The 13,343-nt window shown below is 70.9% G+C and carries 14 protein-coding genes; 5 read left to right on the top strand and 9 right to left on the bottom strand.

Translation table 11 applies throughout. The annotated features are described in order from the left end of the window. Positions 1–10 precede the first annotated feature (10 nt). Together AB0N03_RS34505 and AB0N03_RS34510 are read right to left on the bottom strand one after the other, a co-directional pair. Entirely contained in the window at positions 11–1,807 is a 1,797-nt protein-coding gene (locus AB0N03_RS34505) for a penicillin-binding transpeptidase domain-containing protein (RefSeq protein WP_364380645.1), read from the bottom strand. 62 nt (positions 1,808–1,869) lie between these two features. Beyond that, positions 1,870–2,724 (bottom strand): DUF4081 domain-containing protein, encoded by an 855-nt coding sequence (locus AB0N03_RS34510; RefSeq protein ID WP_364380648.1) that lies wholly within the window; start codon positions 2,722–2,724, stop codon positions 1,870–1,872. Positions 2,725–2,823: 99 nt separating this feature from the next. Between AB0N03_RS34510 and AB0N03_RS34515 the strand changes: the two genes are divergently transcribed. Next, positions 2,824–2,991, top strand: a complete 168-nt coding sequence (locus tag AB0N03_RS34515) for a DUF4177 domain-containing protein (protein WP_364380651.1) — start codon at positions 2,824–2,826, stop codon at positions 2,989–2,991. A gap of 89 nt (positions 2,992–3,080) precedes the next feature. Here the strand turns inward: AB0N03_RS34515 and AB0N03_RS34520 are convergent, their stop codons facing one another. Both AB0N03_RS34520 and AB0N03_RS34525 read right to left on the bottom strand, forming a co-directional pair. Next, a complete protein-coding gene (locus tag AB0N03_RS34520) occupies positions 3,081–3,470 on the bottom strand; it encodes a VOC family protein (protein ID WP_364380654.1) in 390 nt (129 codons plus the stop codon). Beyond that, positions 3,460–4,272, bottom strand: a complete 813-nt coding sequence (locus AB0N03_RS34525) for an AraC family transcriptional regulator (RefSeq protein ID WP_364380657.1) — start codon at positions 4,270–4,272, stop codon at positions 3,460–3,462. The genes AB0N03_RS34520 and AB0N03_RS34525 overlap by 11 nt, the downstream gene beginning before the upstream one ends. 82 nt (positions 4,273–4,354) lie before the next feature. On the opposite strand from AB0N03_RS34525, the gene AB0N03_RS34530 reads away from it, so the two are divergent. Continuing rightward, positions 4,355–4,609: a hypothetical protein gene (locus tag AB0N03_RS34530; RefSeq protein ID WP_364380660.1), complete on the top strand. Its 255-nt coding sequence runs from the start codon at positions 4,355–4,357 to the stop codon at positions 4,607–4,609. Here the strand turns inward: AB0N03_RS34530 and AB0N03_RS34535 are convergent. From AB0N03_RS34535 to dxr, 4 genes are all read right to left on the bottom strand, one after another. Then, a complete protein-coding gene (locus AB0N03_RS34535; protein ID WP_364380663.1) occupies positions 4,598–5,164 on the bottom strand; it encodes a methyltransferase domain-containing protein in 567 nt (188 codons plus the stop codon). The genes AB0N03_RS34530 and AB0N03_RS34535 overlap by 12 nt on opposite strands. A gap of 16 nt (positions 5,165–5,180) precedes the next feature. After that, on the bottom strand, positions 5,181–6,332 hold the full coding sequence (gene ispG, locus AB0N03_RS34540) for a flavodoxin-dependent (E)-4-hydroxy-3-methylbut-2-enyl-diphosphate synthase (RefSeq protein ID WP_364380666.1): 1,152 nt from the start codon (positions 6,330–6,332) through the stop codon (positions 5,181–5,183). A 114-nt stretch (positions 6,333–6,446) separates the two neighbouring features. Continuing rightward, positions 6,447–7,664, bottom strand: coding sequence for a site-2 protease family protein (locus tag AB0N03_RS34545; protein WP_364380669.1), 1,218 nt, complete (start codon positions 7,662–7,664; stop codon positions 6,447–6,449). Between the two features lie 2 nt (positions 7,665–7,666). Beyond that, entirely contained in the window at positions 7,667–8,869 is a 1,203-nt protein-coding gene (gene dxr, locus AB0N03_RS34550; protein WP_364380672.1) for a 1-deoxy-D-xylulose-5-phosphate reductoisomerase, read from the bottom strand. 94 nt (positions 8,870–8,963) lie between these two features. Here dxr and AB0N03_RS34555 point away from each other — a divergent pair, with 94 nt between their 5' ends. From AB0N03_RS34555 to AB0N03_RS34565, 3 genes are all read left to right on the top strand, one after another. Continuing rightward, a complete protein-coding gene (locus AB0N03_RS34555) occupies positions 8,964–9,218 on the top strand; it encodes a DUF2631 domain-containing protein (RefSeq protein WP_155545384.1) in 255 nt (84 codons plus the stop codon). Between the two features lie 24 nt (positions 9,219–9,242). Further along, complete coding sequence (locus AB0N03_RS34560; protein ID WP_364380675.1) at positions 9,243–9,905, top strand: peptidylprolyl isomerase; 663 nt, start codon at positions 9,243–9,245, stop codon at positions 9,903–9,905. A gap of 97 nt (positions 9,906–10,002) precedes the next feature. Next, positions 10,003–11,100, top strand: a complete 1,098-nt coding sequence (locus tag AB0N03_RS34565) for an acyltransferase (protein WP_364380678.1) — start codon at positions 10,003–10,005, stop codon at positions 11,098–11,100. Positions 11,101–11,166: 66 nt separating this feature from the next. On the opposite strand, the gene AB0N03_RS34570 is transcribed toward AB0N03_RS34565, so the two are convergent. Continuing rightward, positions 11,167–12,936, bottom strand: coding sequence for an MFS transporter (locus AB0N03_RS34570; RefSeq protein ID WP_364380681.1), 1,770 nt, complete (start codon positions 12,934–12,936; stop codon positions 11,167–11,169). Positions 12,937–13,343 lie beyond the last annotated feature (407 nt).

A 13,343-nucleotide genomic window follows, 5' to 3' on the forward strand; every position in this document is an offset into this window, starting at 1 on the left:
GACGGCCCGCTCAGCCGACCCCCGCCAGGAACCGGTGCGCGGCCTGCACCGCCGGTTTGGACGACCCGGCCTCGGTCAGCAGCACGGCGAACGCCAGGTCGCCGCGGTAGCCGACGAACCAGCCGTGCGAGCGGGAGCCGTCGCCGAACTGGGCGGTGCCGGTCTTGCCCGCGACGTCGGGGATGTCCCGCAGCCCGGTCGCGGTGCCGTTGGTGACGACCTCGCGCAGCATCCCGCGCAGCGCGCCCAGGACGTCGTCCGACGGCGGGTCGCCGACGTTCTGCGCGGTCGCGGGCAGGCCCTTGACGATCGACGGCGTCGGCACCTTCCCGGCCTGCACGGTGGCCGCGGCCAGCGCCAGGCCGAACGGGCTGGTCACCACCGTGCCCTGGCCGAAGCCGTTCTCGGCGCGCTGGACGGCCGAGTCGCTGGCCGGGACGGCGCCGGTCACCGTGGTCAGACCGGGGACGACGAAATCCGCGCCGATCCCGAAGGAGCGGGCGGCGTCGGTGAGCGCCGAGGACGGCAGCCCGGCGGCGAGCCGGGCGAAGGTCGTGTTGCACGAGCGCGCGAACGCCGTCTTCAGCGGGACGCGCCCGAGGTCGAACCGGCCTTCGTTCGGGATGACGCGGTTCTCGATCGTCGTGGTGCCGGGGCAGTCGACCGGGCTGCCGGCCTCGACGTCTCCCGTCGACAGCGCGGCCGCCGCCGTCACGATCTTGAACGTCGACCCGGGCGGGAAGCGGCCGGACAGGGCCAGCGAGCCCTCGTCGTCGGCGGCCTGGTTCTGCGCCACGGCGAGGATGTCCCCGCTCGACGGCTGGATCGCCACCAGCGCGGCCGGGTACGGCTCGGTGTCCAGGGCCTTCTCGCCGGCGGCCTGGATCCTCGCGCTGAGCGTGCTGGTGACCGCGGGCGACGGGTGCGGCGGCTCCGCCTTCAGCTCGGAGACCTCGCCGCCGGTGACGTCCCGGGTGACGATCCGCCAGCCCGCGGCCCCGGCCAGCTGCTGCTCGACCAGCGTGCGGATGCCGGGCAGGACCTGCTGCCCGGAGCCGCGGGTGACCGGCAGCAGCCGCTCCTGGCTGGCGAACCGGACGCCGGGCAGGTCGTAGATCACCGGCTTGACCCGCTGGTAGTCGCCGGCCCGCAGGCTGATCACCGGGTAGGCGTCGCCGGGCTTCGTCTTGCTCATCCCGTCCAGCACCGACCGGCCGGTGACCGACGGCTCGTACCGGTGCAGCGCCTTCGCGAGCGAGCCGGCGACGGCGCTCGCGTTACCCGTCTTCTGCGGGTCGACGACCACCCCGATCACGGTCTGCGGGCGCATCAGCGGCACGCCGTCGCGGTCGAGGACCGGCGCGGTCTCGGGCAGCTGCGGCAGCAGGCCGAGGGTCTGGCCGACCGTCAGCTGGGGGTGCACGACCGTCGGCTGCCAGTGCACCTGCCAGCCGTTCTCGGCCGCGCGCAGCTGGGCGTCGGCGCGGTAGGTCCACGTGCGGCCGTGCGGCAGGTGCCAGGTGAGCTGGTAGCCGGCGGTGACGGTGTCGCCGTTCGCCGGCTCCTTCACCTCTTCGTCGTCGACCTCCAGGGACTCGGGCTCGAGCACGCCGCGGACCTGCGACAGCACGGTCGCGGCCGCGTCCGGCGAGTCGGTGTTCGCGGCCGCGGCGGCGACGTCCCCGGCCGCGACGGCGTCGAGGAAGGTGGCGAGGGCGTCCTCGGGACCGTCGCCCGAGCACCCGGCCGTGGTCGCGGCGACGAGCAGCAGCACCGCGAGCGCACCGCGGTGTCGACGTGCACTCATGGCCGGATGATGCCTGGTCAGCGGCGTGCCGACCGGCCTGAAACGCCGCCACGGAAGAGTGGCTAGAACAAGACCGTCGCGTACTGGCCGACCTGCTGGAAGCCGATCTTGCGGTAGGCCGCGAGGGCGGGGGTGTTGAAGGCGTTGACGTAGAGGCTGGCGGTGCGCCCGAGGCCCTTCACGAGCCGGTTGACCACCGCGGCGGTGCCGGCGGTGCCGAGGCCGCCGCCCCGGCGTTCGGGGTGGACCCAGACGCCCTGGATCTGCCCGACGGTCGCCGACATCGCGCCGATCTCGGCCTTGAACACGACTTCGCCGTTCTCGAACCGGGCGAACGCGCGCCCGGCGCCGATCAGCTCGGTGACGCGGGCGCGGTAGCTGGCGCCGCCGTCGCCGCTGCGCGGGTCGACGCCGACCTCCTCGATGAACATCGCGACGGCCGCGGGCAGGTACCGCTCGAGCTCGTCCGGCCGGACGGGGCGGACCAGCGGGTCGGCCTGCACGAGCGGCTGGGTGTCCAGCGCCATCAGCGGCTGGTCGTCGCGGACCTCGCGGGCCGGGCCCCATTCGTCCTGGAGCTCGTCCCACAGGCCGAGGACTTGTTCGGCGGGGCCGACGAGCGAGGAGCAGGTGCGTTGCCTCCGCAGCGCACGGTCGGCGAAGGAGCGCAACGCGGGGGCGTTGCCCCTCAGCGGGATCAGGTTGGGCCCGGCGAAGCACAGGCCTTGGAGCCGCCCGGCACGGACCGGCCGGCTGTCGGCGGCCCAGAGCTCGCCACCGAGCCGCCACGGGTCGAGGCCCGCGGCCTCGACCCGGGCGCTGACCATGCAGCTGCCCACCGGGTCGGCGGCGAGCGCGGCACGGACCGCCGGATAGTCCCGATCATCGAGCAGCCGTGCACCTGCAAGCCGCAACACGAGGTCCAGGGTGCCAGATTCGGCGCCTGAACGGAACGCGAGGCTCCGGACACGGTCAGATGAACACCCGGGTCGTGGTTCGCGAGGAGGATGGGGCGTATGCAGCGGTATACGTACAAGGTCGTCGAGGTCCGGGAAAAGCTCGTCGGAGGGAAGATGTCGGGTGGGAAGCTGGAGAAGCTGCTGAACGACCACGCGGAGGACGGGTGGCAGCTCAAGGCGATCACCTCGGCGGAGGTGAAGGGGCGGCTCGAAGGTCGCGAATGACTCATTCGGGGCGCCGGAGGTCCCGAATGAGTCATTCGCGACGCTCGGGGCCGCACCGGCGTGGCCGCGATCGGTCGGCCCTGCCCTGGTCAAGCGCCGCGGTAGGTGCCGATCGTCCAGGCGTTGCCCTCCGGGTCGCGGAGGCTGAACGTGTGGGAGCCGTAGCCGGTGTCCGTCAGCTCGGCCGTGATCTGCGCGCCCGAGTCCTTCACGCGCCGGTGGATCTCGTCCACCTTGTCCGACACCACGTACACCGCGCCCGTGCCGGGCTTCATCGCGTCGTGGACTCCGTCCGGGGGGCGGACGCTGCCCAGCATCACCGCGCCGCCCTCGGGCCAGCGCAGCTCCGCGTGCGCGATCAAGTCGCCTTCGGGCACCACCAAGGCCTCGGTGAAGCCCAGCACGTCGACGAGGAAACGGACCGCCGCCGGGGCGTCGTCGTAGCGCAGGGCGGGCCAGACGTTCGGTTCAGGAGTCATACGGCGAGTCTTGCCCCGCCGGCACCCCCTCGTCTTGGAGGAACGGGAGCTCCTCGGCGATCCACGTCCCCGGCGTGCACCCGGCCAGCGCCCGCCACTCGTTCGTCAGGTGCGCTTGGTCGTAGTACCCGCATTCGACGGCCAGCGACGCCAGGTCGGCCTGCCCCTGCCGGAGCAGCCGACCGGCCCGCTCGAACCGCAGCACCCGCGCCGCCTGCTTGGGCGCCAGGCCCAGCTCCGTCCGGAACCGCTCGCCCAGGTGACGGCGGCTCCAGCCGACCTCGCCAGCCAGCTCCGTGACGCGCACCCGTCCGTCCGCGCCCCGCATCCGGCGCCACGCCTCCCCCAGCTCGGGCGGCGGCGGCACCGGCTCGACCGCCCGGGCGGCCAGCACGTCGTCGAGCAGGGCGAACCGTTCGTGCCAGGTCGGGAGCTCCCGCAGCCGGTCCGGCAGCGAGCCCAGGCCGAACTCGGCCAGGTCGTGCACCTCGCCGCTCAGCTCCGCCGCCGTGACGCCGAACAGCGTCCGCACGCCCAGCGGGTCGAGCTCCAGCTGCAGCCCGGCCTGGCTGCGGTCCTGCCGGATCAGCACCGCGCGCGTGTGCAGGCCGCCGACGAGCGCCTGCAGGCTGTGCCCGGCCATCCGGACCGGACCGGCCAGGCTGATGACCAGCGTCACATGCCGGGACGGCAGCCCGCGGTGCACGGGCAGCGTCACCTCGTCCTGCGCGTACCCGACATAGCGCGTGACCAGGGGCCGCACCACCGGGTGCGGCTGCCGGACGGCCCAGGTCACGCTCACGAAAACCAGCGTAAACGTCACCACCGACAGTTCCGGTTCTGCTAACACGGAAGATGCGACCGCAGGACGGAAGGAACCACCGATGACGATCCAGGAGCAGGCGCAGCAGCTGGAGCTGCTCGCCGACGAGGTGCCCACCGGCATCGCGCTCGCCACCAAGAGCGAGCTCGAAGACCTGCAGGCGCAGGTGCTCGGCCTGCTCGGGGAGACTTCGACCGCGACCGCGATCCAGGGCGCGATCCAGCTGGCGTCGCAGCAGATCGACGAGGTCGCCGCCGCGCTGGAGAACGTCCGCCTGCAGATCCGCGACGCCGCCCAGCACCACCTACAGGGATGACTCGTAGTGCGAGTGGACCGCCGGCTGGCCCGTGTAGTTGGGGCCGGCCCGGTCGTCCGCGCCGAGGTAGCGGAACGGCAGGGTCCCGGTGAACGGGCCGGTCCGCCGGATCCGGCGGGTGCGTGAGTCGTAGGCGAACCCCGCGGCCCGCAGAGCCGGGAGGAGCCGGCGCGCGCCGCCCGGCAGGCACACGCCGGACACGTCGAAGTTCGCCACGAACACGCCGTCTTCGTTCAGCCAAGACGCCGCCCGCAGCAGCGCGCCGAGCTTGTCGCCGACGTAGTGCAGCCCGTGCACGCAGGTCACGAGGTCGAACCGGCCCGTGGGCGCCCACGCCGCGATCGACGCGGTCTCGAACCGCACGGGGCCGGTCGCGGCGAAGTACCCGACCAGATCGACGCCGGTGAGGTCCAGGTCCGGCCGGGCCGCGGCCGCGTCGAGGAGCGCGCGTCCGCTGCCGCAGCAGAGATCCAGCCAGCGCGCGCCCGGCGGCAGGCCCAGGATGTCGAAGCCGAGGACATCCGGGGCTTCGCCCCGGGCCGGGGGCTTCGCCACCCGGACCCCCCGAAAATCAGCCGGCGGTGACGACCGGCTCGCCCTCGCCCAGGGACTCCCCCGCCTCTTCGGCGATGCGCATGGCCTCTTCGATCAGCGTCTCGACGATCGCGTGCTCGGGCACGGTCTTGATGACCTCGCCCTTGACGAAGATCTGGCCCTTGCCGTTGCCGGAAGCCACGCCCAAGTCGGCCTCGCGGGCCTCGCCCGGGCCGTTGACGACGCAGCCCATGACCGCCACGCGCAGCGGGATCTCCATGCCCTCGAGCCCGGCCGTGACCTGCTCGGCGAGCGTGTAGACGTCCACCTGCGCGCGCCCGCAGGACGGGCACGAAACGATCTCCAGCTTGCGCTGCTTGAGGTTCAGCGACTGCAGGATCTGGATGCCGACCTTGACCTCTTCGACCGGCGGCGCGGACAGCGACACGCGGATCGTGTCGCCGATGCCCTGGCGCAGCAGGGCGCCGAACGCCACGGCCGACTTGATCGTGCCCTGGAACGCCGGGCCCGCCTCGGTGACGCCGAGGTGCAGCGGGTAGTCGCACTGCTCGGCGAGGAGCTCGTACGCGCGGACCATGACCACCGGGTCGTTGTGCTTCACCGAGATCTTGATGTCGTGGAAGTCGTGCTCGGCGAACAGCGACGCCTCCCAGAGCGCCGACTCGGCCAGCGCCTCCGGCGTCGCCTTGCCGTACTTCTCGAGCAGCCGCTTGTCCAGCGAACCGGCGTTGACGCCGATCCGGATCGGCGTGCCGTGGTCCTTCGCGGCCTGCGCGATCTCCTTGACCTGGTCGTCGAACTTCCGGATGTTGCCCGGGTTCACGCGCACCGCGGCGCAGCCGGCCTCGATCGCGGCGAAGACGTACTTCGGCTGGAAGTGGATGTCGGCGATCACCGGGATCTGCGACTTCTTCGCGATCGCGGGCAGCGCCTCGGCGTCGTCGGCCGACGGGCACGCGACGCGGACGATGTCGCAACCCGCGGCGGTCAGCTCGGCGATCTGCTGCAGGGTCGCGTTGACGTCGGAAGTGAGCGTCGTCGTCATCGACTGCACGGAGATCGGGAAGTCGCTGCCGACGCCGACCGGGCCCACCTGGAGCTGGCGGGTCTTGCGGCGCTCGGAGAGGACGGGCGGGGGCAGGGCGGGCATACCGAGTGCGACGGTCACGGTTTCCAGCGTACCTACCCCGACCGGGCCACCTTCACCATGTCAACCGTCACGGTGAGCAGTATTACGCCCGGTGTGACCCGCCGCGGAGGGACCGGACCCCCTCCGTGGCGGCTATTGCCCGATCCGGATCGGATTGACGATGTCCGCCGTCACCGTGAGTAGCGTCACCGCGCCGCCGATCAACACCAGCACCATCGTGATCCCGGACAGCTTGGTGTAGTCCACGGGGCCGCCGGCCGTCTTGCCGCGCCGGGCGCGGATCCAGTCGCGGACGCGCTCGTACCAGACCACCGCGATGTGCCCGCCGTCGAGCGGCAGCAGCGGCAGCAGGTTGAACACGCCGATGAAGAAGTTCAGGCTGGCCAGCAGGAAGAAGAACAGCACCCAGATGCCCCGCTCGACGGCCTCGCCCCCGATCCGGCTCGCGCCGACGACGCTGACCGGGGTGTTCGGGTCGCGCTCGCCGCCGAAGATCGCGGTGACGACGGCGGGGATGCGCTCGGGGAACTCGACGAGCCGCTGGGCCGTCTCGGAGAACATCGTGCCGGTGAAGCTGAACGTGGCGCCGACCGCGGCGACCGGGCCGTACTGCGTGGTCGCGGCCGGGAGCTTCGGCGAGGCGCCGATCATGCCGACCTCCTTGACGCCGGCGGTGGACCAGCGCTGCACCTTCGGCACGTCGACGATGAGCGCCAGCCGCTGATCGCCGCGCTGGACGTCGAACTCAGTCCGGCCGCTGGTGCCCTGCACGGCGGCGAGCATCTCGTCCCACGTCGCGACCGGCTTGCCGCCGATCGCGAGGACCTTGTCGCCGGCCCGCAGCCCCGCCTCCTCCGCGGGACGCGCCGCGCCCTTCGGGCAGGCGGGGTCCTGTGCCTGCTCCTTCGTCGTGGCCGCGCGGGCGCAGGAGGTCGAAGCCAGCACCGGCTCGGTCGTGGTGGGGGCGGTCAGGTCCGGCAGCCCCATCGTCACGGCCATCAGGTAGAGCACGACGAAGCCGAGGATGAAGTGCGTGACCGACCCGGCGCACATGACGACCGTGCGCTTCCAGGTCTTGAACCGCCACATCGCGCGCGGCGCCTCGTCCGGCGTCACCTCGTCGAGCGCGGTCATGCCGGCGATGTCGCAGAACCCGCCGAGCGGGATCCACTTCAGGCCGTATTCGGTTTCGCCGCGACGCCAGGAGAACACTGTGGGCCCGAAGCCCACGAAGTACCGGCGGACCTTCATGCCGAAGGCCTTCGCGGTGACCATGTGGCCGGCCTCGTGCAGGGCGACGGAGACGCAGATCCCCAGCGCGAAGAGCACCACACCGATGATGTAGGACACCGCTACTTCCCCTCGATGATCGAACCGGCCCGCGCGCGAGCCCAGCGCTCGGCGGCGAGAACGTCGTCGACGTCGCGCGGTTCGCGACGCCACTCGTCGGCAGCTCCCACCACCTCGGAAACAGTGTCCACTATCGACGTGAAGCTGGTGTTCTGCGCCAGGAACGCCGCGACGAGCTCCTCGTTCGCGGCGTTGTAGACGGCGGGCAGGCAGCCGCCCACCGTGCCGCAGTGGCGGGCCAGCTCGACGGCCGGGAACGCGTCGTCGTCCAGCGGCTCGAACGTCCAGGTCGCGGCCTTGTCCCAGGTGCAGGCGGGGGCGGCAGCGGGAACCCGGTCGGGCCAGTGCAGCGCGAGCGCGATGGGCAGCCGCATGTCGGGCGGGCTGGCCTGGGCGATCGTCGAGCCGTCGGTGAAGGTCACCATCGAGTGCACGATCGACTGCGGGTGCACGGTGACGTCGATCCGCGCCGGCTCGATGCCGAACAGCAGCGCCGCCTCGATCAGCTCCAGCCCCTTGTTGACCAGGGTGGCGGAGTTGATGGTGATCAGCGGGCCCATCGACCAGGTCGGGTGCGCCATCGCCTGCTCGACGGTGACGTCGGCCAGGTCGGCGCGCTGGCGGCCGCGGAACGGGCCACCGGAAGCGGTGAGCACGAGCCGGGCGACTTCGCTTTCGTTCCCGGCCCGCAAGGCCTGCGCGATGGCGGAGTGCTCGGAGTCGACGGGCACCAGCTGCCCCGGCTTGGCGGCGGCGAGCACGAGCGGCCCGCCGGCGATGAGCGACTCCTTGTTCGCGAGCGCGAGGGTGGCGCCGGTGGCGAGCGCTTTGAGCGTGGGCTCGAGGCCGCGGGAGCCGGGCAGGGCGTTCAGGACGGTGTCGACGCGTACGGCGTCGATCAGCTCGGTGACCGCGTCCGAACCCGCGAAGAGCCTCGGGAGCTTGAACTCGCCTTGGTCGTAGCCGCGCTTCTGCGCTTCGGCGTACAGCGCGAGCTGCACGTCTTCGGCGGCCGTGGCCTTGGTCACGGCGACGGCCTCGACGCCGTGGGCGAGCGCCTGCGCGGCGAGCGCGCCCGGATCGGCGCCGCCCGCCGCGATGCCGGCCACCCGGAAGAGGTGCGGGTTGCGGGCCGCGACGTCCAAGGCCTGCACGCCGATGGACCCGGTGGAGCCGAGCACGAGAACGCTTCGCGAGGTAGTCATCGCGGGTCATTGTCGCGCGGGGCGTCTCCGCGGTGCACCCGGAGGTGTGGGATCATCGGCGCGTCCGTGGTTCAAGGGTCTTGAGGAGTTCATCGTGGCAGGCAAGGCGGTCGAGAAGCGGCCCGAGGTCGACCCCCGCGACGAGCCGTCCGCGGCCTGGGGCTGGCACGGTTCGTTCCCGAAGGCCACCCGGATCGCCGGCTGGGTCAGCGCGATCATCCTGCTGGTGATGATCAAGGGCAACCACGAGAACAACACCGAGAACGTCTGGCTGGTCGGCCTCTCGCTGTTCCTGATCCTGCTGCTCGTGCTGGACATCCGCAAGCAGCGCACCGCCTGGCGCAAGTAGTCGGTCAGGGCTAACGTCCCCGGCATGAAGCTGCGCTGGGGTCTGGCTCTCATCGGTGTCCTGGGTGCGCTGCTGGCGGCGCCGGCCTCGGCGTCCGCCGCTTCGGCGCCGGTCGTCCGGTGTTCGTTCACGCCGACCCCGGACAACCCCGCGGCGCGGCCGGTGGTGCGTCCGCTGCCGTTCGCGCTGACGCGCGGGACCGTGGACGTGACGTTCCGCTTCAACTACGGCCCGGTGACGGTGCGGCTGAACCGCGCCGGGGCGGCGCCTTGCGCGGTGCACAACATGGTTTCGCTGATCCTCCAGCGGTTCTACGACCGGTCGCAGTGCTGGCGGCTTTCGAACTCTTCGCGGCTGGGCGTTCTCCAGTGCGGGGACATCCACGAGGTCGAGAAGGGCGGGCCGGGGTACAAGTTCCCGGACGAGGTCTCCGGTGCCGAGACCTACCCGCGCGGGACCGTCGCCATGGGGAACCAGGGGCCGGGGACCAATGGGTCCGAGTTCTTCGTCGTGCACTCGTTCGCGAACATCCCAGCCGGCTACTCGGTGCTGGGGACCGTGGTCCGGGGGATGTCGGCGATCGACCACATGGTCGCGGACGGCATCATCCCGACCGACCCGAACGGGCCGCTGGACGGCGCTCCGGCGCACCCGGTGAAGATCCAGCGCGCGTCGCTCGGCTGGTAGCGGATCACGGGCGCCACCCGGAACGTCACCCCAAAGAGTGAATGAGAGGATCGCCCGATTACATTGGGCGAGTCGAGCAGCCTGAGGGGGACCCGCGATGATGACGCACGAGCAATACCTGGCCACCCGCAGATTCGGCGCCCTCGACGGGGTGCGCGCCATCGCCGCCGTGCTCGTCGTCGTCTTCCACTACGGGGGACCCAACTGGGTGCGGGCCAACGGCTGGATCGGCGTCCACCTGTTCTTCGTGCTCTCCGGCTTCCTGATCACCACCCTGGCCCTGCGTGAGGAAGCCCGCAACGGCCGGGTGTCGCTCGCCGAGTTCTACATCCGGCGGGCGTTCCGGATCCTGCCCGTGTATTACGTCGTCATCGGCATCGTGGTCGTCTTCGCCTACTTCCGGGGCATGGGCCTGCGGCACAGCGGGATCATCGCCGCCCTTCCCTGGAACGTGGCCTTCGTCGGCGAATACCACCAGATGGCCCTGTTCGGTCAGGCCTGGACGCTCGGCGTCGAGCAGAAGTTCTACCTCGTCTGGCCGCTGCTCGCGTTCGGCATCGGCGCGCTCAGCTTCGTGAAGCGCCTGAGCCTCTCCCTCGGCCTCGTCGCCCTCATGCTCGCCCTGATCCCCTTCATGCCCTACGCGGGCGCGTACTCGCCGATCCTCATCGGCTGCACGCTGGCGATCGCGCTGCACCACCGCAAGGGCTTCGCCGCGCTGCGCGTGTTCACGCACCCCGCCGTCGGGCTGGTGGTCGCCGCCGCGCTGATCACGGTCCAGACCATGTTCGGCGAGATCACCGAGCTGCTGGGCGACGAAGGCGGCTCGGTCACCGGCACGATCTACATCCTCTTCGCCGCGCTGCTGGTGCCGTCGCTGGTCGCCGGCGGCGGACCGCTGAACTGGGTGCTGTCGCTGCGGCCGATGCGGTTCGTCGGGGAGCGGTCGTACTCGCTCTACCTCATGCAGGGCGTCGTCGCGGTGGCGCTCGCGGGCGCGATCCCGCAGTTCGCCCCGCACCGGACGCTGACCGCGGTCGCCGTGACGATCGTCGGGCTGCTGGCCGCCGACCTGCTCTACCGCTGGGTCGAGGTCCCGATGATCGACGTCGGGCGCAGGATCATCACCCGCCGGCGCGCGAAGAAGACGGCACCGGCGGCCGAGGTCGCCGAACCCGCGCTCGTCACGGCCTGACGCACGCCCCAGGACGGGAAAAGCCGGGTGCCGCGCAGTGCGGCACCCGGCTTTTCGAAACCACGGTCAGCGTTCGACGGCGGGCGCGACCAGTTCGCTCGGACCGGTGCCCGCCTCCCCGGCGACCGCCGCCAGCTCTTCACCCACCGATTCGCGGTCCTTCGGGCGGGCGTCCTTCGTCAGCAACGACGCCACCGCGCCGATCAGGCAGACCGCGATCGCGAAGCCGAACGCCACCGCCAGGCCCGACTGGAACGGCCCCGAGATCAGGTTCGGGAAGAAGCTGCGGCCCGTCAGGAACGACGCCTGGTCCGGCGGCAGCGACGACAGCTGGCTGCCCAGCAGCTGCTGGATCGGGTTGTAGCCGAGGAACGCCGCGAACAGCACCGCCACCGCCGGCAGGTTCGCCACCTGCGAGGCCGCCGCTTCGGGGACGCCGTGGGCGATCAGGCCGTCGTGCATCGTCGACGGGAGGCTGCTCGACAGGCCCGAGATGATCAGGCTGAAGAAGAAGCCGATCGACAGGACCATCGCCGCGTTCTGGAAGGTCGTCATCATGCCCGCGCCGGAGCCGCGCGCGTCCGCCGGGAGGCTGTTCATCACCTCGGCGCGGTTGGGCGAGGAGAACATGCCCATGCCGATGCCGTTGATCAGCAGGATCGCGGCGAACGCCCAGTAGTCGAAGTTCACCGGCAGGATGATCAGCAGCAGGAACGTGATCGCCGTGATCAGCAGTCCGGTGGAGGCGAGCAGGCGGCTGCCGATCCGGTCGGCGAGGATGCCCGACGTCGGCGCGGCCAGCAGGAAGCCGACCGTCATCGGGAGCATGTAGATGCCCGCCCACAACGGCGTCTGCTCGAAGGTGTAGCCGTGCTGCGGCAGCCAGATGCCCTGCAGCCAGATGATGAGGATGAACTGCAGCCCGCCGCGGCCGAGCGACGCCGTCAGGTTGGCGACGTTGCCCCAGGTGAACGACCGGATCTTGAACAGCGAGAGCCGGAACAGCGGGTTGTCGACCTTGGTCTCGATGATCACGAACCCGATCAGCACCGCGGCTCCGCCGATCAGGCAGGAAAGCACCATCGGGCTGCCCCAGCCGGTCTGCGAGGAGCCGTAGGGCTGGATGCCGTAGGTGATGCCGACCAGCACCGAGATCAGGCCGACGGCGAAGGTGATGTTGCCCCACCAGTCCATCCGCGCGTGCTTGCGGATGCCGGTGTCGTGCAGCTTGAGGTACGCCCAGATCGTGCCGATCACGCCGAAGGGCACCGACACCAGGAAGATCAGGTTCCAGTCGACCGGGGCGAGGACGCCACCGACGACCAGGCCGAGGAACGAGCCCGCGATGGCCGCGACGCCGTTCATGCCGAGCGCGAGCCCGCGCTGGTTGGCCGGGAAGGCGTCGGTGAGGATCGCCGAGGAGTTGGCCATCAGGAAGGCGCCGCCGACGCCCTGCACGATCCGCCAGCCGATCAGCCACAGCGCGGCGGCGTCACCGTCGAACCAGGTGACGGCCAGCATGATGGAAGAAACGGTGAAGACGGCGAAGCCGAGGTTGTACATCCTCGCGCGGCCGTACATGTCGCCGAGCCGGCCGAAGCTCACCACCAGCACCGCGGTGACCACGAGGAAGCCCATGATCATCCACAGCAGGTAGCTCGTGTTGGCGGGCTCGAGGGGGTTGATGCCGATGCCCTTGAAGATGTCGGGCAGCGCGATCAGCACGATCGAGGAGTTGATCGTGGCGATCAGCATGCCCAGCGTCGTGTTGGACAGCGCGATCCACTTGTACCGCGGCCCCAGTTCCGCGATCGAATACGTCCGGCGTTCCGCCACTGTGCAACCCTTCTGCTCGCAAAGTCCCTTAGCTAGGCTAAGCAACTTGCTTGCGTATGGCAACCAACTTGGCGAATCCCCTGCGAGAGCATGATCACACTGGGTTGATTGTCCTTTGTGGATCCTTTACTCGGGTGGGTTCGTTTCGGGGGGCGAGCCTGGGCGAGAGCTGGTTCGGACGTCCCGAATGACTCATTCGGGGCGTCGGAGGTCCGGAATGAGTCATTGGGGACACTCGCTGGCCGGGAGCTCGCGGCTGCTCGTTGGCGATGTGCCAGCGCCCCAATGTGGCCTTCGGTGCGCTCAACGCACCCAATGTGGCCTTCGGTGCGCTCAACGCACCCAATGTGGCCTTCGGTGCGCTCAACGCACCCAATGTGGCCTTCGGTGCGCTCAACGCACCCAAT

The sequence above is a fragment of the Amycolatopsis sp. NPDC051061 genome (genome assembly GCF_040682935.1).
GTDB lineage: Bacteria > Actinomycetota > Actinomycetes > Mycobacteriales > Pseudonocardiaceae > Amycolatopsis.

Excerpts from the sequence above, each read along its gene's own strand:
- AB0N03_RS34505 (WP_364380645.1), bottom strand. The coding sequence starts at position 1,807 with ATGAGTGCACGTCGACACCGCGGTGCGCTCGCGGTGCTGCTGCTCGTC.
- AB0N03_RS34515 (WP_364380651.1), top strand. The coding sequence starts at position 2,824 with ATGCAGCGGTATACGTACAAGGTCGTCGAGGTCCGGGAAAAGCTCGTC.
- AB0N03_RS34520 (WP_364380654.1), bottom strand. The coding sequence starts at position 3,470 with ATGACTCCTGAACCGAACGTCTGGCCCGCCCTGCGCTACGACGACGCC.
- AB0N03_RS34530 (WP_364380660.1), top strand. The coding sequence starts at position 4,355 with ATGACGATCCAGGAGCAGGCGCAGCAGCTGGAGCTGCTCGCCGACGAG.
- dxr (WP_364380672.1), bottom strand. The coding sequence starts at position 8,869 with ATGACTACCTCGCGAAGCGTTCTCGTGCTCGGCTCCACCGGGTCCATC.
- AB0N03_RS34560 (WP_364380675.1), top strand. The coding sequence starts at position 9,243 with ATGAAGCTGCGCTGGGGTCTGGCTCTCATCGGTGTCCTGGGTGCGCTG.
- AB0N03_RS34565 (WP_364380678.1), top strand. The coding sequence starts at position 10,003 with ATGATGACGCACGAGCAATACCTGGCCACCCGCAGATTCGGCGCCCTC.